General features: G+C 63.3%; 15 protein-coding genes, 3 tRNA genes and 2 rRNA genes. 16 read left to right on the top strand and 4 right to left on the bottom strand.

Going from position 1 to position 19,186, the window contains the following annotated elements; all coding sequences use genetic code 11:
* Window positions 1-23 precede the first annotated feature (23 nt).
* Window positions 24-464 (top strand): CBS domain-containing protein, encoded by a 441-nt coding sequence (locus tag ASG30_RS13735; protein WP_055897594.1) that lies wholly within the window; start codon window positions 24-26, stop codon window positions 462-464.
* 105 nt (window positions 465-569) lie between these two features.
* On the opposite strand, the gene rsxB is transcribed toward ASG30_RS13735, so the two are convergent.
* Both rsxB and ASG30_RS13725 read right to left on the bottom strand, forming a co-directional pair.
* Window positions 570-1,226 carry an electron transport complex subunit RsxB gene (gene rsxB / locus ASG30_RS13730; protein ID WP_055897591.1) on the bottom strand — a complete coding sequence of 219 codons (657 nt, stop codon included), beginning with the start codon at window positions 1,224-1,226 and terminating at the stop codon, window positions 570-572.
* Window positions 1,227-1,267: 41 nt separating this feature from the next.
* Window positions 1,268-2,611 (bottom strand): polyhydroxyalkanoate depolymerase, encoded by a 1,344-nt coding sequence (locus ASG30_RS13725; protein ID WP_055897590.1) that lies wholly within the window; start codon window positions 2,609-2,611, stop codon window positions 1,268-1,270.
* Window positions 2,612-2,789: 178 nt separating this feature from the next.
* Here ASG30_RS13725 and ygiD point away from each other — a divergent pair, with 178 nt between their 5' ends.
* Window positions 2,790-3,623: a 4,5-DOPA dioxygenase extradiol gene (gene ygiD, locus ASG30_RS13720; RefSeq protein WP_055897587.1), complete on the top strand. Its 834-nt coding sequence runs from the start codon at window positions 2,790-2,792 to the stop codon at window positions 3,621-3,623.
* 16 nt (window positions 3,624-3,639) lie between these two features.
* Here ygiD and ASG30_RS13715 read toward each other — a convergent pair whose 3' ends face one another.
* The gene (locus ASG30_RS13715; protein WP_055897584.1) at window positions 3,640-4,836 is read right to left on the bottom strand and encodes an amino acid aminotransferase; all 1,197 of its coding nucleotides are present in this window, start codon (window positions 4,834-4,836) and stop codon (window positions 3,640-3,642) included.
* 122 nt (window positions 4,837-4,958) lie between these two features.
* On the opposite strand from ASG30_RS13715, the gene uvrB reads away from it, so the two are divergent.
* The 13 genes from uvrB (at window position 4,959) to ASG30_RS13650 (ending at window position 15,937) form a co-directional block, all read left to right on the top strand.
* The gene (uvrB, locus tag ASG30_RS13710; protein WP_055897580.1) at window positions 4,959-7,064 is read left to right on the top strand and encodes an excinuclease ABC subunit UvrB; all 2,106 of its coding nucleotides are present in this window, start codon (window positions 4,959-4,961) and stop codon (window positions 7,062-7,064) included.
* 247 nt (window positions 7,065-7,311) lie between these two features.
* Entirely contained in the window at window positions 7,312-7,851 is a 540-nt protein-coding gene (iscR, locus tag ASG30_RS13705; protein WP_055897577.1) for a Fe-S cluster assembly transcriptional regulator IscR, read from the top strand.
* 50 nt (window positions 7,852-7,901) lie between these two features.
* The gene (locus ASG30_RS13700; protein WP_055897574.1) at window positions 7,902-9,128 is read left to right on the top strand and encodes an IscS subfamily cysteine desulfurase; all 1,227 of its coding nucleotides are present in this window, start codon (window positions 7,902-7,904) and stop codon (window positions 9,126-9,128) included.
* A 15-nt stretch (window positions 9,129-9,143) separates the two neighbouring features.
* Entirely contained in the window at window positions 9,144-9,530 is a 387-nt protein-coding gene (gene iscU, locus ASG30_RS13695; protein WP_055897571.1) for a Fe-S cluster assembly scaffold IscU, read from the top strand.
* Entirely contained in the window at window positions 9,520-9,900 is a 381-nt protein-coding gene (gene iscA / locus ASG30_RS13690) for an iron-sulfur cluster assembly protein IscA (RefSeq protein WP_055897568.1), read from the top strand. Before iscU ends, iscA begins: the two co-directional genes overlap by 11 nt.
* Before the next feature lie 76 nt (window positions 9,901-9,976).
* Window positions 9,977-10,495: a Fe-S protein assembly co-chaperone HscB gene (gene hscB, locus ASG30_RS13685; protein WP_055897565.1), complete on the top strand. Its 519-nt coding sequence runs from the start codon at window positions 9,977-9,979 to the stop codon at window positions 10,493-10,495.
* A gap of 5 nt (window positions 10,496-10,500) precedes the next feature.
* On the top strand, window positions 10,501-12,360 hold the full coding sequence (gene hscA / locus ASG30_RS13680) for a Fe-S protein assembly chaperone HscA (protein WP_055897562.1): 1,860 nt from the start codon (window positions 10,501-10,503) through the stop codon (window positions 12,358-12,360).
* 2 nt (window positions 12,361-12,362) lie between these two features.
* Window positions 12,363-12,701 (top strand): ISC system 2Fe-2S type ferredoxin, encoded by a 339-nt coding sequence (fdx, locus tag ASG30_RS13675; protein ID WP_055897559.1) that lies wholly within the window; start codon window positions 12,363-12,365, stop codon window positions 12,699-12,701.
* Between the two features lie 103 nt (window positions 12,702-12,804).
* On the top strand, window positions 12,805-13,533 hold the full coding sequence (dnaQ, locus tag ASG30_RS13670; protein WP_055897556.1) for a DNA polymerase III subunit epsilon: 729 nt from the start codon (window positions 12,805-12,807) through the stop codon (window positions 13,531-13,533).
* A gap of 42 nt (window positions 13,534-13,575) precedes the next feature.
* A tRNA-Val gene (locus tag ASG30_RS13665) sits at window positions 13,576-13,650 on the top strand.
* Window positions 13,651-14,143: 493 nt separating this feature from the next.
* Window positions 14,144-15,674, top strand: a 16S ribosomal RNA gene (locus ASG30_RS13660).
* A gap of 91 nt (window positions 15,675-15,765) precedes the next feature.
* Window positions 15,766-15,842 (top strand) — tRNA-Ile (locus ASG30_RS13655).
* 19 nt (window positions 15,843-15,861) lie between these two features.
* Window positions 15,862-15,937 (top strand) — tRNA-Ala (locus ASG30_RS13650).
* Here ASG30_RS13650 and ASG30_RS22570 read toward each other — a convergent pair.
* On the bottom strand, window positions 15,925-16,125 hold the full coding sequence (locus ASG30_RS22570) for a hypothetical protein (RefSeq protein WP_156385547.1): 201 nt from the start codon (window positions 16,123-16,125) through the stop codon (window positions 15,925-15,927). The two genes, ASG30_RS13650 and ASG30_RS22570, sit on opposite strands and share 13 nt — an antisense overlap.
* A gap of 99 nt (window positions 16,126-16,224) precedes the next feature.
* Between ASG30_RS22570 and ASG30_RS13645 the strand changes: the two genes are divergently transcribed.
* A 23S ribosomal RNA gene (locus ASG30_RS13645) occupies window positions 16,225-19,105 on the top strand.
* Together the 16S and 23S rRNA genes with 3 tRNA genes alongside form the textbook arrangement of a ribosomal RNA operon.
* Window positions 19,106-19,186 lie beyond the last annotated feature (81 nt).

The raw sequence follows: 19,186 nt of genomic DNA, 5'->3' as shown, positions 1-19,186 counted from the left end.
GCGGGCCATCCAGGAGGTGCCCCATGAGCGAACGCACCGTGTTCCAGTCGATGTCGCACAAGCACGTGGTGCGCGTCGGTCCCGACGCGTCCGTCTACGAGGCGGCCTGCATGATGACCCGGGCGAGCTGCGGCAGCGTGCTGGTGATGGAGCCGCCCGACAAGCTGCTGGGCATCCTCACCGAGCGCGACCTGATGACGCGGGTGCTGGCCCGCGCCCTCGATCCGGCCCACACGCCGGTGCGCGAGGTGATGACGCCCCAGCCGATCTGCGTGCGGCCCGAGCTGCCGGTGTCCGAGGCCGTGCTGATCATGCTGGAGCGCGGCTTCCGGCACCTGCCGGTGGTGGGCGGGGGCCGCATCCTGGGCGTGTTCTCGGCGCGCGACGCGCTGCCGCGCGAGGTGGGCGCCGCGATGGGCCTGGCGGAGTTCAACGAGCAGGTGAACGACGTCGGCGGCGGGTGAACCGGGAACAGAACACAGAGGCACGGAGGCACAGAGGCACACAGAGGTTTCCATTAAAGGAGTCCTCCCCTTGCCTCTGTGCCTCTGTGCCTCTGTGTTCTGTTCTCAAGACTTCCCCCGCCGCGCCTTCGCCCGGGCCAGGGCCGCTTCGATGATGGCGCGCTTGCGATCGGCTTCCGCGCCCTCGGCCCCGTGGGTGTGGGCCGGCAGGTCGGCGAGCTTGGCCTCGGCCTTGCGCTCCAGGCGGTCCTGCTGCTCGACCTGTTCGCGCGCCAGGCGCTGCTTGCGCGCCTCGTAGCGGTCCAGCGCCAGCCCGGCCTGTTCGGCATCCCATGCCTGCCAGCCGGTGCGGTCGCCGGTGACGTTCTCCAGCGAGATGCAGTCGACCGGGCACACCGGCACGCACAATTCGCAGCCCGTGCAGTACGGCTCGACGACCGTGTGCATGCGCTTGTGCACGCCCAGGATGGCGTCGGTGGGGCAGACCTTCAGGCAGAGGGTGCAGCCTATGCACCAGGCCTCGTCGATCACGGCGACGGTGCGAGGACCTTCCAGGCCGTTGGCCGGGTTGAGCGGCAGCGGGGGGCGGCCGGTGAGGGCGGCCAGCCGGGCGATGCCTTCTGCGCCGCCGGGCGGGCACTGGTTGATCTGCGCCTCGCCCTCGGCCATGGCCCGGGCGTAGGACTCGCAATCGGGATAGCCGCAGCGCGTGCACTGCGTCTGCGGCAACGCGGCGTGCAGCCGCGCCGCGAGATCGGACATGGCAAAGACTCCGGGCGGGGCGCCTTCGGCCGGCCGGGCGATCAGGCCGCCGGCTCGACCGCCTTCTTGCGGGCCGACACCTTGGCCGGCGCCGTGCGTTGCGCGGTGGGCACGACCGCCCCGTCATTGAAGCGGGCGATGAACGCGCGCACCTCGGGGTAGACGATCTCCCGCCACTTGCGGCCCGAGAAGATGCCGTAGTGGCCGGCCCCCTCGACCTCGATGTGCTTCTGGCGCGATTTGGGCACGTTGTAGCAAAGCTCGTGCGCCGCTTCGGTCTGGCCGGCGCCGGAGATGTCGTCCAGCTCGCCTTCGATGGTCAGGTGCGCGGTGGTCGTGATGTCGTGCGGCTTGACCCGCTCGAGCTCGCCGTCCTCGCTGATCACGTCCCAGGTGCCGTTGACCAGGGCGAACTCCTGGAACACGGTGCGAACGGTCTCCAGGTAGTAGTCGGCGTCCATGTCGAGCACGGCGTTGTACTCGTCGTAGAACTGGCGGTGCCCCTCGGCCTTGTCGTCGTCGCCGGCGACCAGGTGCTTGAAGTAGTCGTAGTGGCTGGACAGGTGGCGGTCGGGGTTCATCGCCACGAAACCGGTGTGCTGCAGGAAGCCCGGGTACACGCGGCGGCCGGCACCGGGGAAGCTGGTCGGAACGCGGTAGATCACGTTGTTCTCGAACCATTCGAAGCTCTTGTTCATCGCCAGGTTGTTCACCGCGGTGGGCGACTTGCGGGCGTCGATGGGGCCGCCCATCATGGTCATCGTCAGCGGCGTGACCTCGCCGCGCGAAGCCATCAGCGACACCGCCGCGAGCACCGGCACGGTGGGCTGGCACACGCTGATCACGTGGCAGTTGCCGTAGGTGCCTTGCAGGTGGCGGATGAAGTCCTGCACGTAGTTGACGTAGTCGTCCAGGTGGAACTCGCCTTTTTCCAGCGGCACCGTGCGGGCGTTCTTCCAGTCGGTGATGTAGACCTTGTGGTCGGCCAGCAGGCTGCGCACCGTGTCGCGCAGCAGGGTGGCGTAATGGCCCGAAAGCGGGGCCACCACCAGCACGGCCGGTTGCGACTTGAGCTTGGCCAGCGTGCCGGGATCGTCCGAGAAGCGCTTGAAGCGGCGCAGTTCGCAGAAGGGCTTGTCCAGCTCCACGCCTTCATGGATGACGACGTCGATGCCGTCGACTTCGACGGTCTTGATGTCGAACTGGGGCTTCTCGTAGTCCTTCCACAGGCGGTACACCAGCTCGTACGCGGCGGAAGCGCGCTGCGCGAGCGGGTTCTGGCCAAAGAGGGTGAGGGGGTTGCTGTAGAGTTTTGCCGCCGCCTGAGCGAAGTCGGCGAAGGGTTCCATCAGCGAACGTTGGGCTTCGTAAATATGGTAGAGCATGTGCTGTGGCCCCCAAAGGGAATGGTGCGATGCAATATATCAGTCCTGCAGTCCCGGTGCTCATCCATAAAACCCGAAGGCGCCGATTGGGACGCTTCTTCCGACCAGCGGCATCGTCGCCGTTTTGCAGTGCACGATTTGCGGGAATTTTCAGCAAGCTTCTGTCAACCAAGAACCCATGACCTCCGAGGAATCCGACCTGTCACTTTCCTTGCAGAGCCTGCGGCCCAGCCCGCGGATGCCCGCGATGTTCATCGGCCACGGCAGCCCGATGAATGCCATCGAGGACAACGAGTGGCGCCGCAGCTGGCAATCCCTGGGTCTCGAGTTCGGCCCGCGCTGGCCGGTGCCGCAGCTGATCCTCTGCATCTCCGCCCATTGGCTCACCCACGGCTGGTGGCTGACCGGCATGGAGCGGCCCAAGACCATCCACGACTTCGGCGGGTTTCCGGCGGAGCTCTTCGCGCAGCAGTACCCGGTGCCGGGCGCTCCGGCCGCGGCGGGCGAGATCGCCCGGTTCCTTGGCGCCGGCGTCGACAAGGCCGAGTGGGGCCTGGACCACGGCAGCTGGTCCGTGCTCAAGCCCATGTTCCCCTCGGCGCAGATCCCGGTGGTGCAGCTGAGCCTGGACTGGGACCAGCCGCCCGCCGGGCACCTGGCCATGGGCCGGCGCCTGCGTGCGCTGCGCGAGCGCGGCGTGCTGGTGGTGGGCACGGGCAACACGGTGCACAACCTGCGCACCATGCGGCGCGACCTGCCGTCGAACCAGGCCTACGACTGGACCGTGGCCTTCGATGCCAAGGTGGCCGAGTGCGTGCGAGAGGGGAACATGGACGAACTGGCGCGTTTCCAGTCGTGGGGCGAGATGGCGCAGCTCGCGCATCCGAGCCACGAGCACTACCTGCCGCTGCTGCACGCGGCGGGCGCCGCGCAACCGGGCGAGCCGGTGCGCTTCTTCAACGAGGGCTACCAGGGCGCGTCGATCGCGATGCGGTCGATCGTGTGGGGCTGAGCGGCCCCGGCGCCCCTCAGATCACCGAAGCGATCGACCGGCAGACGTAGTCGATGTTCTTGCTGTTCAGCGCCGCCACGCACATGCGGCCGGTGTCCGTGCCGTAGACGCCGAACTCGTTGCGCAGCCGCACCATCTGGTCCTTGGACAGGCCCGAGTAGCTGAACATGCCGATCTGGGTGGTGATGAAGCCCATGTCCTCCTTCACGCCCGAGGCCTTGAGCTTTTCCACCAGCGCCAGCCGCATCTGCTTGATGCGCAGGCGCATCTCGCCCAGCTCCTTCTCCCAGAGCGCGCGCAGTTCGGGGTCGCTCAGCACCGTCGTCACCACGGTCGCGCCGTGGATGGGCGGGTTGCTGTAGTTGGTGCGGATCATGATCTTGAGCTGGCTCAGGACGCGGTGGGTTTCGTCCTTGTCGCCGCACAGCACCGACAGGGCGCCGACCCGTTCGCCGTAGAGGCTGAAGCTCTTCGAGAACGAGGTCGCCACGAAGAAGTCCTGGCCGGAGGCCACGAACTTGCCGATCACCGCGCCGTCTTCGGTGATGCCCGTGCCGAAGCCCTGGTAGGCCATGTCCAGGAAGGGCACCAGCTTCTTCGCCTTGGTGGCGGCGATCACCTGGTCCCACTGCTCGGCCGTGATGTCGTAGCCGGTGGGGTTGTGGCAGCAGGCGTGCAGGACCACCACGGTGCCTTCGGGCGCCATGTTCAGCGCGGTGAGCATGCCGTCGAAGTCGATGCCGCGGCGCGCGGCGTTGTAGTACGGGTAGGTCTCGACCGTGAAGCCGGCCTGGCTGAACAGGGCGCGGTGGTTCTCCCAGCTCGGGTCGCTGATCAGCACCTTGGCGCCGGGGTTCACCTTGCGCAGGAAGTCGGCGCCGATCTTCAGGCCGCCGGTGCCGCCCAGGGCCTGGACGGTGGCGATGCGGCCGGCCTTGACCGGCTCGCTTTCGGCCCCAAATACGAGGTTCCTGACGGCTTGGTCGTACGCGGCGATGCCGTCGATGGGCAGGTAGCCGCGCGCCTTTGGCGCTTCCATCATCTGCTTTTCCGCCCGCTGCACGCACTGCAGCAGGGGGAGCTTGCCGCTGTCGTCGTAGTAGACGCCCACGCCGAGGTTGACCTTCTGCGGGTTGGTGTCGGCGTTGAACTGCTCGTTGAGACCCAGGATGGGGTCGCGCGGGGCCATTTCGACGGACTGGAACAAAGACATGCGGGGGATCCTCTGGAAGATGTCGGAAAGCGGGGAGTGCGGTGGTGCCGGAGCATGCTGTAGGCTGTCCGGCTTGCCTGCGATTTTAAGCGCGCGTCCCCTCCATCACCTCAGCAGCACCCATGCCAGAAATCGCAACCGCCATGCCGGAAACGCACAAGGGTGAGTTCATCACCTATCCCGGTTCGCCCTTCGAGCTGTACCAGCCGTACCCGCCCGCGGGGGACCAGCCCAAGGCGATCGAGAAGCTGGTGGAAGGCGTGCTGGACGGCGAGGTGTTCCAGACCCTGCTGGGCGTGACCGGCTCCGGCAAGACCTTCACGATGGCCAACGTGATCGCGCGCCTGGGGCGACCGGCCATCGTGTTCGCGCCCAACAAGACGCTGGCCGCGCAGCTGTACTCGGAGTTCCGCGAGTTCTTTCCCAAGAACGCAGTGGAGTACTTCGTCAGCTACTACGACTACTACCAGCCCGAGGCGTACGTCCCGCAGCGCGACCTGTTCATCGAGAAGGACAGCTCGATCAACGAACACATCGAGCAGATGCGGCTGTCGGCCACCAAGAGCGTGCTGGAGCGGCGCGACACCGTCATCGTGGCCACGGTGAGCGCCATCTACGGCATCGGCGCCCCCGAGGACTACACGCAGATGCGGTTCATCTGCCGCGTGGGGGACAAGATCGGCCAGCGCGACGTGATCGGCCAGCTGATCCGCATGCAGTACACCCGCAACGAGCAGGACTTCTCGCGCGGCACCTTCCGCGTACGCGGCGACACCATCGACGTGTTCCCGGCCGAACACAGCGAGCTGGCGGTGCGCCTCGAGCTGTTCGACGACGAGATCGAGTCGCTGCAGCTGTTCGACCCGCTCACCGGCCGCATCCGCCAGAAGGTGCCGCGCTTCACCATCTACCCGTCCAGCCACTACGTGACGCCGCGCGAGAAGGTGGTCTCGGCGGTGGAGTCGATCAAGATGGAGCTGGAGCAGCGCCTGAAGGAACTGGTCGGCATGGGCAAGCTGGTGGAGGCCCAGCGCCTGGAGCAGCGCACCCGCTTCGACCTGGAAATGCTCAGCGAGGTCGGCCACTGCAAGGGCATCGAGAACTACACGCGCCACCTCTCGGGCTCGCCGCCCGGGGCGCCGCCGTCGACGCTGACCGACTACCTGCCCAAGGACGCCATGATGTTCCTGGACGAGAGCCACCAGATGATCGGCCAGCTCAATGCGATGTACGCCGGCGATCGCCAGCGCAAGACCACGCTGGTGGAGTACGGCTTCCGGCTGCCTTCGGCGCTGGACAACCGGCCGCTGAAGTTCGAGGAGTTCGAGACCCGCATGCGGCAGGTGGTCTTCGTGTCGGCCACGCCGGCCAACTACGAGAACGAGCACGCGGGGCAGGTGGTAGAGCAGCTGGTGCGGCCCACCGGCCTGATCGACCCCGAGGTCGAGGTGCGCCCGGCCACGCACCAGGTCGACGACGTGCTGCAGGAGATCCGCATCCGCGCCGAGAAGCACGAGCGGGTGCTGATCACCACGCTGACCAAGCGCATGGCGGAGCAGCTCACCGACTACCTGGCCGACAACGGCGTGAAGGTGCGCTACATGCACAGCGACATCGACACGGTCGAGCGGGTGGAGATCCTGCGCGACCTGCGGCTGGGCGCCTTCGACGTGCTGGTGGGCATCAACCTGCTGCGCGAGGGCCTGGACATCCCGGAGGTGTCGCTGGTGGCCATCCTGGACGCGGACAAGGAAGGCTTCCTGCGTGCCGAGCGCTCGCTGATCCAGACCATCGGCCGGGCCGCCCGCAACCTGCACGGCCGGGCGATCCTCTACGCGGACAACATGACGGAGTCGATGAAGAAGGCCATCGGCGAGACGGAGCGCCGCCGTGCCAAGCAGATCGCCCACAACCTGGCCCACGGCATCACGCCGCGCAGCATCCGCAAGGAGGTGCGCGACCTCATCGACGGCGTCTACAGCGAGAAGGCGGCCAAGGAGCAGGAAAAGCAGGAACTGCAGCGCGCGATGGCCGAGGACATGTCGGAAAAGGACGTGGCCCGCGAGATCAAGCGGCTGGAAAAGCAGATGCTCGAGCACGCCCGCAACCTGGAGTTCGAGAAGGCGGCCCGGGTGCGCGACCAGCTGGCGCTGCTCAAGGAACAGGCCTTCGGCGCCGTCGTGCACGACAACGTCGTGCCGATCAGCTCGGCGGGTCGCCGCGCTTGAGCAGGCGGTGGAACCAAAACGCGACTGGCCAGTCTACTTACCCGAGCGATTCACCCGGGTTTTCTGGTATACTTGACGGAAACGCTCAGGATCAAAAGAACTTCGCAGGCGCAGGAGCGCCGATATGACCGGCGCCACTGGGCAGTCGGCGAGGGCCGGCAGGAGCCGGGAACATGGGTGGAGACGAACCGTACCGGCTGATGCTTGTGCGGTGCACAACGGTCAGTTAGGCAACAAGGAGGTTGCGATGCGTCTCACAACCAAAGGCCGCTTTGCGGTTACCGCGATGATCGACCTGGCCCTGCGCCAGAACAACGGTCCCGTCACCCTGGCGGCGATCAGCCAGCGCCAGCAGATTTCGCTTTCCTACCTGGAACAGCTGTTCGGCAAGCTGCGCCGGCACGAGCTCGTCGAGTCCACCCGGGGCCCGGGCGGCGGGTACACGCTCGGCCGCAAGGCCGCCGAGATCACCGTGGCCGACATCATCGTCTCGGTGGACGAGCCCATCGACGCCACGCAATGCGGCGGCAAGGAAAACTGCACCGGTGATGGTGGCCGCTGCATGACCCACGAGCTGTGGTCGCAGCTGAACCAGCGCATGGTGGAGTTCCTGGACTCGGTGACGCTGCAGAAGCTCGTCGACGACCAGCTCGCCAAGGGCATCCAGATCGAGGACAAGCCGGCGGTCAAGCGCGCCATTTCCAGCGCGCCGGTTGTCAAGCCGATCCGCGTGAACGCGCCCAACTCGGTGTTCGCGCTGGGCAGCATGTCGCCCGCCAAGTCCTGACATCCACGCCACTCGCCGCAGCAACCCGCCAGCCTTACCGCCAGCTTCACATGGACATGACCCCGCACTTCCCGATCTACATGGACTATGGCGCGACGACGCCGGTCGACCCGCGCGTGGTCGACGCCATGATCCCCTGGCTGCGCGAACACTTCGGCAACCCCGCCTCGCGCAGCCACGCGTGGGGCTGGGAGGCCGAGGCCGCGGTGGAGAAGGCGCGCGAGCAGGTGGCCGAGCTGATCGGCGCCGACCCGCGAGAGATCGTCTGGACCTCGGGCGCCACCGAGTCGAACAACCTGGCGCTCAAGGGCGCGGCCCAGTTCTACAAGAGCAAGGGCAAGCACCTGATCACGGTGAAGACCGAGCACAAGGCGGTGCTGGACACCATGCGCGAGCTGGAGCGCCACGGCTTCGAGGTCACCTACCTCGAGGTGCAGGAAGACGGCCTGCTCGACCTAGAGGCGTTCAAGGCCGCGCTGCGGCCCGACACCATCCTGGTCAGCGTGATGTTCGTGAACAACGAGATCGGCGTGGTGCAGGACATCCCGGCCATCGGCGCGATGTGCCGCGAGCGCGGGATCATCTTCCACGTCGACGCGGCCCAGGCCACCGGCAAGGTGGAGATCGACGTCAAGGCGCTGCCGGTCGACCTGATGAGCCTGGCCTCGCACAAGACCTACGGGCCCAAGGGCATCGGTGCCCTGTACGTGCGCCGCAAGCCGCGCGTGCGGCTGGAAGCGCAGATGCACGGCGGCGGCCACGAGCGCGGCATGCGCTCGGGCACGCTGCCCACGCACCAGATCGTCGGCATGGGCGAGGCCTTCCGGCTCGCCCGGCTGGAGATGGCGCAGGACAACGCCAAGGCGGCGGCGCTGCACAAGCGCCTGCTCGAAGGCCTCAAGGGCATCGAACAGGTGTTCATCAACGGCACCAGCGAGCCGGGCCGGCGCGTGGCGCAGAACCTGAACATGAGCTTCAACTTCGTCGAAGGCGAGTCGCTGATCATGGGCATCAAGGGCCTGGCCGTGTCTTCGGGCTCGGCCTGCACCTCGGCCTCGCTGGAGCCCAGCTACGTGCTGCGCGCCCTGGGCCGCAGCGACGAGCTGGCCCACAGCAGCCTTCGCATGACGATCGGCCGCTTCACGACCGAGGAAGAAATCGACTACGCGGTGGAGACGATCAAGAAGAACGTCGCCAAGCTGCGGGATCTCAGCCCGCTCTGGGAGATGTACCAGGACGGCGTGGACCTCAGCACCATCCAGTGGACCGCGCACTGAAATCAAGGAGAGAACATGGCTTACTCTGAAAAGGTCGTGGACCATTACGAGAACCCGCGCAACGTGGGCTCCTTCGAAAAGGGCGACGAGACGGTCGGCACCGGCATGGTGGGCGCGCCCGCTTGCGGCGACGTGATGAAGCTGCAGATCAAGGTCAACCCGCAGACCGGGGTGATCGAGGACGCGCGCTTCAAGACCTACGGCTGCGGCTCGGCGATCGCGTCGAGCTCGCTGGTGACCGAATGGGTCAAGGGCAAGACGCTGGACCAGGCGGCCTCGCTGAAGAACAGCCAGATCGCCGAGGAACTGGCGCTGCCGCCGGTGAAGATCCACTGCTCGATCCTGGCCGAGGACGCCATCAAGGCGGCCGTCGAGGACTACAAGAAGAAGCATGCGCATTGATCCGGTTGAAACCGCGGCCGTCGAAGGCGTCGGTGGCGAGACCGGCAAGTCCGTCACGCTGACCGACGCGGCGGCCCGCCACGTGCTGCGCTACCTCGCCAGGCGCGGCAAGGGCATCGGCGTGCGCCTGGGCGTCAAGACCACGGGCTGTTCCGGCCTGGCCTACAAGCTCGAGTACGTGGACGAGCCCGCGCCCGAGGACGTGGTGTTCGAGAGCCAGGGCGTGAAAGTGCTGGTCGATCCCAAGAGCCTGGCCTACATCGAAGGCACGGAGCTGGACTTCGTGCGCGAAGGCCTGAACGAGGGCTTCCGGTTCAACAACCCGAACGAACGCGATCGCTGCGGGTGCGGCGAGTCGTTCCGGGTGTGAGCGTCGCCGGGCCGCCCCAAGACGCGAAGGCCCCATCGGGGGGCAGCGACCACACGAAGTGGGGAGCGTGGGGGCTTTGAACATCGGGGACGACGACTTCATCCTGTTCGGGCTGCCGCAGCGGTTCGCGCAGGACCGGGCGGCCATCGACGCCCGCTGGAAGGAACTGCAGCGCGAGGCTCACCCGGACCGGTTTTCCGCGCAAGGCGCCGCCGCCCAGCGCGTGGCGATGCAGTGGTCGGTGCGCATCAACGAGGCCTACCAGCGCCTGAAGGATCCGCTCAAGCGCGCCGCCTACCTGTGCGAGCTGCGCGGTGCCCCCATCGACGCCGAACGCAACACCGCGATGCCGCCGGCCTTCCTGATGCAGCAGATGGAGTGGCGCGAGGCACTCGACGAGGCGCACACCGCGGCCGAACTCGAGGGCCTGGACGATCGCCTGCACCAGGCTCGCTCCAGGGTTTTTGACGAGGTCGAGCGGCTGCTCGACCGTGAAGGCGACGCGGCCGCTGCGGCGCAGCGGGTGAGGGCGCTGATGTTCATCCAGCGCTTTGCCCATGACGTCGAAGCGCGAATCGACCAGCTGGGACAATAGAAGCCATGGCGCTCCTTCAGATTTCCGAGCCGGGCCAGGCTCCCGACCCCCACCAGCGCCGCATCGCAGTCGGCATCGACCTTGGCACCACCCACTCGCTCGTCGCGTCCGTGCGCAACGGCGTGGCCGAATGCCTGCCCGACGACCAGGGCCGCGTGCTGCTGCCCTCGGTGGTCCGCTACCTCGAGAACGCAGGCCGCCAGATCGGCCACGAGGCGCAGGCCGCGCAGGCGCATGACGCCGAGAACACCATCGCCTCGGTGAAGCGCTTCATGGGCCGGGGCCTGGCCGACATCGCCAACCGCGAGCGGCTGCCGTACGGCTTCGTCGACCAGCCGGGCATGGTTTCGCTGCGCACCCGCGCCGGCGAGAAGTCGCCGGTGGAAGTCAGCGCCGAGATCCTGGCCACGCTGCGCTACCGCGCCGAGGACACCTTCAACGACGACCTGTACGGCGCCGTGATCACCGTCCCCGCGTACTTCGACGACGCGCAGCGCCAGGCCACCAAGGACGCCGCGCAGCTGGCCGGCCTGAAGGTGCTGCGCCTGATCAACGAGCCCACCGCCGCGGCCATCGCCTACGGCCTGGACAACGCGTCCGAGGGCGTCTACGCCGTCTACGACCTGGGCGGCGGCACCTTCGACATCTCCATCCTGCGGATGTCGCGCGGCGTGTTCGAGGTGATCGCCGCCGGCGGCGACTCGGCGCTGGGCGGCGACGACTACGACCGCGCGCTGGCGGAACACCTGCTGGCCAAGGCCGGTGTCCGGGCGGCCACGCCCGCCGACAAGGCCGCCGTGAAGGTCGAGGCCCGCGCCGCCAAGGAGCGCCTGACCGACGAAGAGCAGACCGAAGCCGTGCTGCTGCTGTCGAGCGGCGAGGTCAGCGTGCCGGTGACGCGAGCCGACTTCGAGCGCGTCACGGCCGACCTGACGCAGCGCACGCTGGCCGCGGTGCGCAAGGCCGTGCGCGACGCGAAGCTGCAGCGCGACGAGATCCAGGGCGTGGTGCTGGTCGGCGGTTCCACCCGCATGCCGCAGGTGCGCCGCGCCGTCGCCGACTTCTTCGGTCGCGAGCCCCTCATCAACCTGAACCCGGACGAAGTGGTCGCGCTGGGCGCGGCCCTCCAAGCCAACCAGCTGGCGGGCAACAACGCCTCGGGCGACCTGCTGCTGCTGGACGTGATCCCGCTGTCGTTGGGCATCGAGACCATGGGCGGGCTGGTCGAGCGCATCGTGCCGCGCAACGAGACCATCCCGACCGCCAAGGCGCAGGACTTCACGACCTACCAGGACGGCCAGACCGCGATGGCGCTGCACGTGGTGCAGGGCGAACGCGACCTGGTGCAGGACTGCCGCAGCCTGGCGCGCTTCGAGCTGCGCGGCATCCCGCCGATGGCGGCCGGCGCCGCCCGCATCCGCGTGACCTTCACCGTCGATGCCGACGGGCTGCTGAGCGTGAACGCGCGGGAGCAGGGCAGCGGCGTCGAGGCCCGCATCGACGTGAAGCCTTCGTACGGCCTGTCCGACGACCAGGTGGCGACCATGCTGCAGGAGAGCTTCTCCACCGCGCAGCAGGACATGAAGGCGCGTGCCGTGGCCGAGGCCCGGATCGACGCGCAGCGCATGCTGCTGGCGACGCAGAGCGCGCTGAATGCCGACGGCGGGCTGCTGGACACCGGCGAGCGCGCCAGCGTCGATGCCCTGATGCAGGAGCTGCGAAGCGTCACCGAATCCAGCCAGGACGCCGGCGCCATCGAAGCCGCCACCGAAGCCCTGGCCAAGGGCACGGAAGACTTCGCCGCGCGCCGCATGAACCGCAGCATCCGACAGGCCCTGGCCGGCCGCAACGTGGAGACCCTCTGAGCATGGCCACGATCCGCATCCTTCCGCATCCGGAGTACTGCCCGCAGGGGGCGGAAGTGACCGTGCCCGCGGGTACCTCGATCTGCGAGGCGCTGCTGGACAACGACATCAAGATCGAGCACGCCTGCGACATGAGCTGCGCCTGCACCACCTGCCACGTGGTCGTTCGCGAGGGCTTCAACTCGCTCAACGAGATGGACGAGAACGAGGAAGACCTGCTCGATCGCGCGTGGGGCCTGGAGCCGAACTCGCGTCTGTCCTGCCAGGCCATCGTGGCGCAGAAGGACCTGGTGGTCGAGATCCCGAAATACTCGATCAACCACGCCAAGGAAAAGCACTGAGCGTGGTCGGCTCGCCGCGGGCGTGCGATTGGCGCCACTGCGGCGTGCCGAGTGCCCTCGGTGGCCCCAAGGGCAGGGCCTACGGCCCAGCATAATCGCGGCCATGCGCCAGATCGTCCTCGACACCGAAACCACCGGCCTCTCGGCCGAAACCGGCGACCGCATCATCGAGATCGGCTGCGTCGAACTGGTGGGACGCAAGCTGACCGGCAACAACCGGCACTGGTATCTCAATCCCGAGCGCGAGAGCCACGAGGACGCGCTCAAGGTCCACGGCATCACCAGCGAGTTCCTGCGTGACAAGCCCAAGTTCGCGGCGATCGCCGAGGAACTGGTGGAGTACGTGGGCGGCGCCGAGATCATCATCCACAACGCCGCCTTCGACGTGGGCTTCCTGAACAAGGAACTCGAGCTCGTGGGCAAGCCGGGCTTTCGCAGCTTCGTGGACAACGTGATCGACACGTTCGCCATGGCCAAGGAGATGTTCCCGGGCAAGCGCAACAGCCTCGACGCGCTGTGCGATCGCCTGGAGGTGGACAACTCCGGGCGCACGCTGCACGGCGCGCTTCTGGACGCCGAACTGCTGGCCGACGTCTACATCAACCTCACCCGTGGCCAGGAAGCGCTGCTGATCGACGCCTCGCCGCAGGATGCCGTCACGGGCATCCAGACCCGCGTGGACCTGCGCCAGTTCACGCTGCCGGTGCTGCTGGCCAGCGAACAGGAAGCGGCCGCGCACGAGGAGGTCCTGGCGCAGTTGGACAAGGCCAGCGGTGGCAAAACGCTCTGGCGCATCCAGACCCGCGAGGGTGGTTCCGAACCTGTGGCATAATCGTGGGCTTCGGTCAGCGGACGAAAGTTCGCGAAGCCTGAAGGGTGATTAGCTCAGCGGTAGAGCACTGCCTTCACACGGCAGGGGTCACATGTTCGATCCATGTATCACCCACCAACCGTTTCGTTGAGACGGTTTCGCGAGTGCTTCGACAAGAAGCGGCAAGCGAAAAAAATTCAGCAGCGGTTGACGGAACGCTAAAAACTCTGTCATAATCGAGGGCTTCGCTGATCGCAGCGGGCAAGGCAAGACAAGAAGCGGCAAGCGAAAAAAATTCAGCAGCGGTTGACGGAACGCTAAAAACTCTGTCATAATCGAGGGCTTCGCTGATCGCAGCGGGCAAGGCAACGGAGGGCGGCGACGCTGACCGGGAGCCGCGAAGGTTCGTTAACAACATACAGCCGATAAGCGTGGGCGTTTGATGGCGATTGCCAAGTTCTTCGGAACTAATCAAACGCTCAACGAAAAGAAGTGAAGTAAAGGTTCGTTAACAACATACAGCCGATAAGCGTGGGCGTTTGATGGCGATTGCCAAGTTCTTCGGAACTAATCAAACGCTCAACGAAAAGAAGTGAAGTTCACTTCGATTCCTAGAGCAAAAATCAAGATCGAACTGTAGAGTTTGATCCTGGCTCAGATTGAACGCTGGCGGAATGCTTTACACATGCAAGTCGAACGGCAGCACGGGGGCAACCCTGGTGGCGAGTGGCGAACGGGTGAGTAATACATCGGAACGTGCCCAGTCGTGGGGGATAACTACGCGAAAGCGTAGCTAATACCGCATACGAACTCTGGTTGAAAGCGGGGGATCGCAAGACCTCGCGCGATTGGAGCGGCCGATGGCAGATTAGGTAGTTGGTGGGGTAAAGGCTCACCAAGCCGACGATCTGTAGCTGGTCTGAGAGGACGACCAGCCACACTGGGACTGAGACACGGCCCAGACTCCTACGGGAGGCAGCAGTGGGGAATTTTGGACAATGGGCGCAAGCCTGATCCAGCCATTCCGCGTGCAGGATGAAGGCCYTCGGGTTGTAAACTGCTTTTGTACGGAACGAAACGCGCCGAGTTAATACCTTGGCGTAATGACGGTACCGTAAGAATAAGCACCGGCTAACTACGTGCCAGCAGCCGCGGTAATACGTAGGGTGCGAGCGTTAATCGGAATTACTGGGCGTAAAGCGTGCGCAGGCGGTGATGTAAGACGGATGTGAAATCCCCGGGCTCAACCTGGGAACTGCATTTGTGACTGCATCGCTGGAGTGCGGCAGAGGGGGATGGAATTCCGCGTGTAGCAGTGAAATGCGTAGATATGCGGAGGAACACCGATGGCGAAGGCAATCCCCTGGGCCTGCACTGACGCTCATGCACGAAAGCGTGGGGAGCAAACAGGATTAGATACCCTGGTAGTCCACGCCCTAAACGATGTCAACTGGTTGTTGGGTCTTCACTGACTCAGTAACGAAGCTAACGCGTGAAGTTGACCGCCTGGGGAGTACGGCCGCAAGGTTGAAACTCAAAGGAATTGACGGGGACCCGCACAAGCGGTGGATGATGTGGTTTAATTCGATGCAACGCGAAAAACCTTACCCACCTTTGACATGTACGGAATTCCGCAGAGATGTGGAAGTGCTCGAAAGAGAACCGTAACACAGGTGCTGCATGGCTGTCGTCAGCTCGTGTCGTGAGATGTTGGGTTAAGTCCCGCAACGAGCGCAACCCTTGTCATTAGTTGCTACGAAAGGGCACTCTAATGAGACTGCCGGTGACAAACCGGAGGAAGGTGGGGATGACGTCAAGTCCTCATGGCCCTTATAGGTGGGGCTACACACGTCATACAATGGCTGGTACAGAGGGTTGCCAACCCGCGAGGGGGAGCTAATCCCATAAAACCAGTCGTAGTCCGGATCGCAGTCTGCAACTCGACTGCGTGAAGTCGGAATCGCTAGTAATCGCGGATCAGAATGTCGCGGTGAATACGTTCCCGGGTCTTGTACACACCGCCCGTCACACCATGGGAGCGGGTTCTGCCAGAAGTAGTTAGCCTAACCGCAAGGAGGGCGATTACCACGGCAGGGTTCGTGACTGGGGTGAAGTCGTAACAAGGTAGCCGTATCGGAAGGTGCGGCTGGATCACCTCCTTTCTGGAAAACCGCAATCCAGTCAAACGTCCACACTTATCGGTTGTTGGAAGATGTCGCCAGCGACGTCAATTGCTCGTCATGCGACCGGCCTGGGTCTGTAGCTCAGTTGGTTAGAGCACCGTCTTGATAAGGCGGGGGTCGTTGGTTCGAGACCAACCAGACCCACCATCTCCTTTGTCGGGATCCTGGGGGATTAGCTCAGCTGGGAGAGCACCTGCTTTGCAAGCAGGGGGTCGTCGGTTCGATCCCGTCATCCTCCACCAATAACATTAAGTTCAACACCAAAGCGGCTTCCGCAAAGAGGCTGCTTTGTTGTTGATGCCAGGATTGCCTGGCTCAATCGGCTGTTCTTTAACAATTCATAGAGTCGAATCAGCGTTGCTTGCGGAAACCGCTTCATGGCGGACCGTGCCGCAAGCAACATTTTTGATTGCGTCAACCAAAGATTCATCTTCGAGTAATTCGAATATGAACGGCATAACGCGTCAGGTGAAAGACCTGACCATTCCTTGATTGACTTTGCTTCTCGTGAGAGGCGTCAAAGTTATAGGGTCAAGTGAATAAGAGCATGTGGTGGATGCCTTGGCGATGATAGGCGACGAAGGACGTGATAGCCTGCGATAAGCCTCGGGGAGCCGGCAAATAGGCGCTATATCCGAGGATTTCCGAATGGGGAAACCCACCCTTAGGGGTATCGCATGATGAATACATAGTCATGCGAGGCGAACCGGGTGAACTGAAACATCTCAGTAGCTCGAGGAAAAGACATCAACCGAGATTCCGAAAGTAGTGGCGAGCGAAATCGGAAGAGCCTGCTAGTGATAGCACAAGACTTAGCGGAACGGCTTGGAAAGGCCGGCCAAAGCGGGTGATAGCCCCGTACGCGAAAAGACCTGTGTGGTACTGAGCTAGCGAAAAGTAGGGCGGGACACGTGTAATCCTGTCTGAATATGGGGGGACCATCCTCCAAGGCTAAATACTCATCATCGACCGATAGTGAACTAGTACCGTGAGGGAAAGGCGAAAAGAACCCCGGGAGGGGAGTGAAATAGATCCTGAAACCGCATGCTTACAAAAAGTAGGAGCCCGCAAGGGTGACTGCGTACCTTTTGTATAATGGGTCAGCGACTTACATTCAGTGGCAAGGTTAACCGAATAGGGTAGCCGCAGGGAAACCGAGTCCGAACAGGGCGATTTCAGTCGCTGGGTGTAGACCCGAAACCAAGTGATCTATCCATGGCCAGGATGAAGGTGCCGTAACAGGTACTGGAGGTCCGAACCGACTAGTGTTGCAAAACTAGCGGATGAGCTGTGGATAGGGGTGAAAGGCTAAACAAACTTGGAAATAGCTGGTTCTCTCCGAAAACTATTTAGGTAGTGCCTCAAGTATTACCGTCGGGGGTAGAGCACTGTTTTGGCTAGGGGGTCATGGCGACTTACCAAACCAAGGCAAACTCCGAATACCGACGAGTACAGCTTGGGAGACAGAGCACCGGGTGCTAACGTCCGGACTCAAGAGGGAAACAACCCAGACCGCCAGCTAAGGTCCCTAAAATTGGCTAAGTGGGAAACGAAGTGGGAAGGCTAAAACAGTCAGGATGTTGGCTTAGAAGCAGCCATCATTTAAAGAAAGCGTAATAGCTCACTGATCGAGTCGTCCTGCGCGGAAGATGTAACGGGGCTAAGCCAGTTACCGAAGCTGCGGATGTGCGCGCAAGCGTACGTGGTAGGAGAGCGTTCTGTAAGCCTGTGAAGGTGGCTCGTGAGGGCTGCTGGAGGTATCAGAAGTGCGAATGCTGACATGAGTAGCGTTAAAGCGGGTGAAAAGCCCGCTCGCCGTAAGCGCAAGGTTTTCTACGCAACGTTCATCGGCGTAGAGTGAGTCGGCCCCTAAGGCGAGGCAGAGATGCGTAGCTGATGGGAAACAGGTCAATATTCCTGTACCGATGTGTAGTGCGATGTGGGGACGGAGAAGGTTAACTCATCCGGGTGTTGGATGTCCCGGTTCAAGCCTGTAGTCGTGCCTGGTAGGTAAATCCGCCGGGCTTAGATGAGAGGTGACAACGAGACGGCTTGCCGTCGAAGTGAGTGATACCCTGCTTCCAGGAAAAGCCACTAAGCTTCAGCTACACACGACCGTACCGCAAACCGACACTGGTGCGCGAGATGAGTATTCTAAGGCGCTTGAGAGAACTCGGGAGAAGGAACTCGGCAAATTGACACCGTAACTTCGGAAGAAGGTGTGCCTTTAGTAGGTGAAGTCCCTTGCGGATGGAGCCCAATGAGGTTGCAAAAAATCGGTGGCTGCGACTGTTTAATAAAAACACAGCACTCTGCAAACACGAAAGTGGACGTATAGGGTGTGACGCCTGCCCGGTGCTGGAAGATTAAGTGATGGGGTGCAAGCTCTTGATCGAAGTCCCAGTAAACGGCGGCCGTAACTATAACGGTCCTAAGGTAGCGAAATTCCTTGTCGGGTAAGTTCCGACCTGCACGAATGGCGTAACGATGGCCACACTGTCTCCTCCCGAGACTCAGCGAAGTTGAAATGTTTGTGATGATGCAATCTCCCCGCGGAAAGACGGAAAGACCCCATGAACCTTTACTGTAGCTTTGTATTGGACTTTGAACGGATCTGTGTAGGATAGGTGGGAGGCTTTGAAGTGCGGTCGCTAGATCGCATGGAGCCAACGTTGAAATACCACCCTGGTGCGTTTGAGGTTCTAACCTAGGCCCGTAATCCGGGTCGGGGACAGTGCATGGTAGGCAGTTTGACTGGGGCGGTCTCCTCCCAAAGCGTAACGGAGGAGTTCGAAGGTACGCTAGTTACGGTCGGACATCGTGACGATAGTGCAATGGCATAAGCGTGCTTAACTGCGAGACTGACAAGTCGAGCAGATGCGAAAGCAGGACATAGTGATCCGGTGGTTCTGTATGGAAGGGCCATCGCTCAACGGATAAAAGGTACTCTGGGGATAACAGGCTGATACCGCCCAAGAGTTCATATCGACGGCGGTGTTTGGCACCTCGATGTCGGCTCATCTCATCCTGGGGCTGTAGCCGGTCCCAAGGGTATGGCTGTTCGCCATTTAAAGAGGTACGTGAGCTGGGTTTAAAACGTCGTGAGACAGTTTGGTCCCTATCTTCCGTGGGCGCTGCAGATTTGAGGAAGCCTGCTCCTAGTACGAGAGGACCGGAGTGGACGCACCTCTGGTGTATCGGTTGTCACGCCAGTGGCATTGCCGAGTAGCTATGTGCGGAAGAGATAACCGCTGAAAGCATCTAAGCGGGAAACTCGTTCCAAGATGAGATCTGCCGGGGCCTTGAGCCCCCTGAAGAGTCGTTCAAGACCAGGACGTTGATAGGTCGGGTGTGGAAGCGTAGCAATGCGTTAAGCTAACCGATACTAATTGCTCGTGCGGCTTGACCCTATAACTTTGATCAGTCGATCAAAGAGTTATGCCCGGTCGGCGCAATCAAAAAAGAGTTATGCCCGGTCGGCGCAATCAAAA

Origin of the sequence: Ramlibacter sp. Leaf400 (assembly GCF_001424545.1) — a bacterium.
GTDB lineage: Bacteria > Pseudomonadota > Gammaproteobacteria > Burkholderiales > Burkholderiaceae_C > Ramlibacter.
The sequence above is the reverse complement of the archived record's forward strand: the minus strand, read 5'-3'. Positions and strand labels throughout refer to the sequence as shown.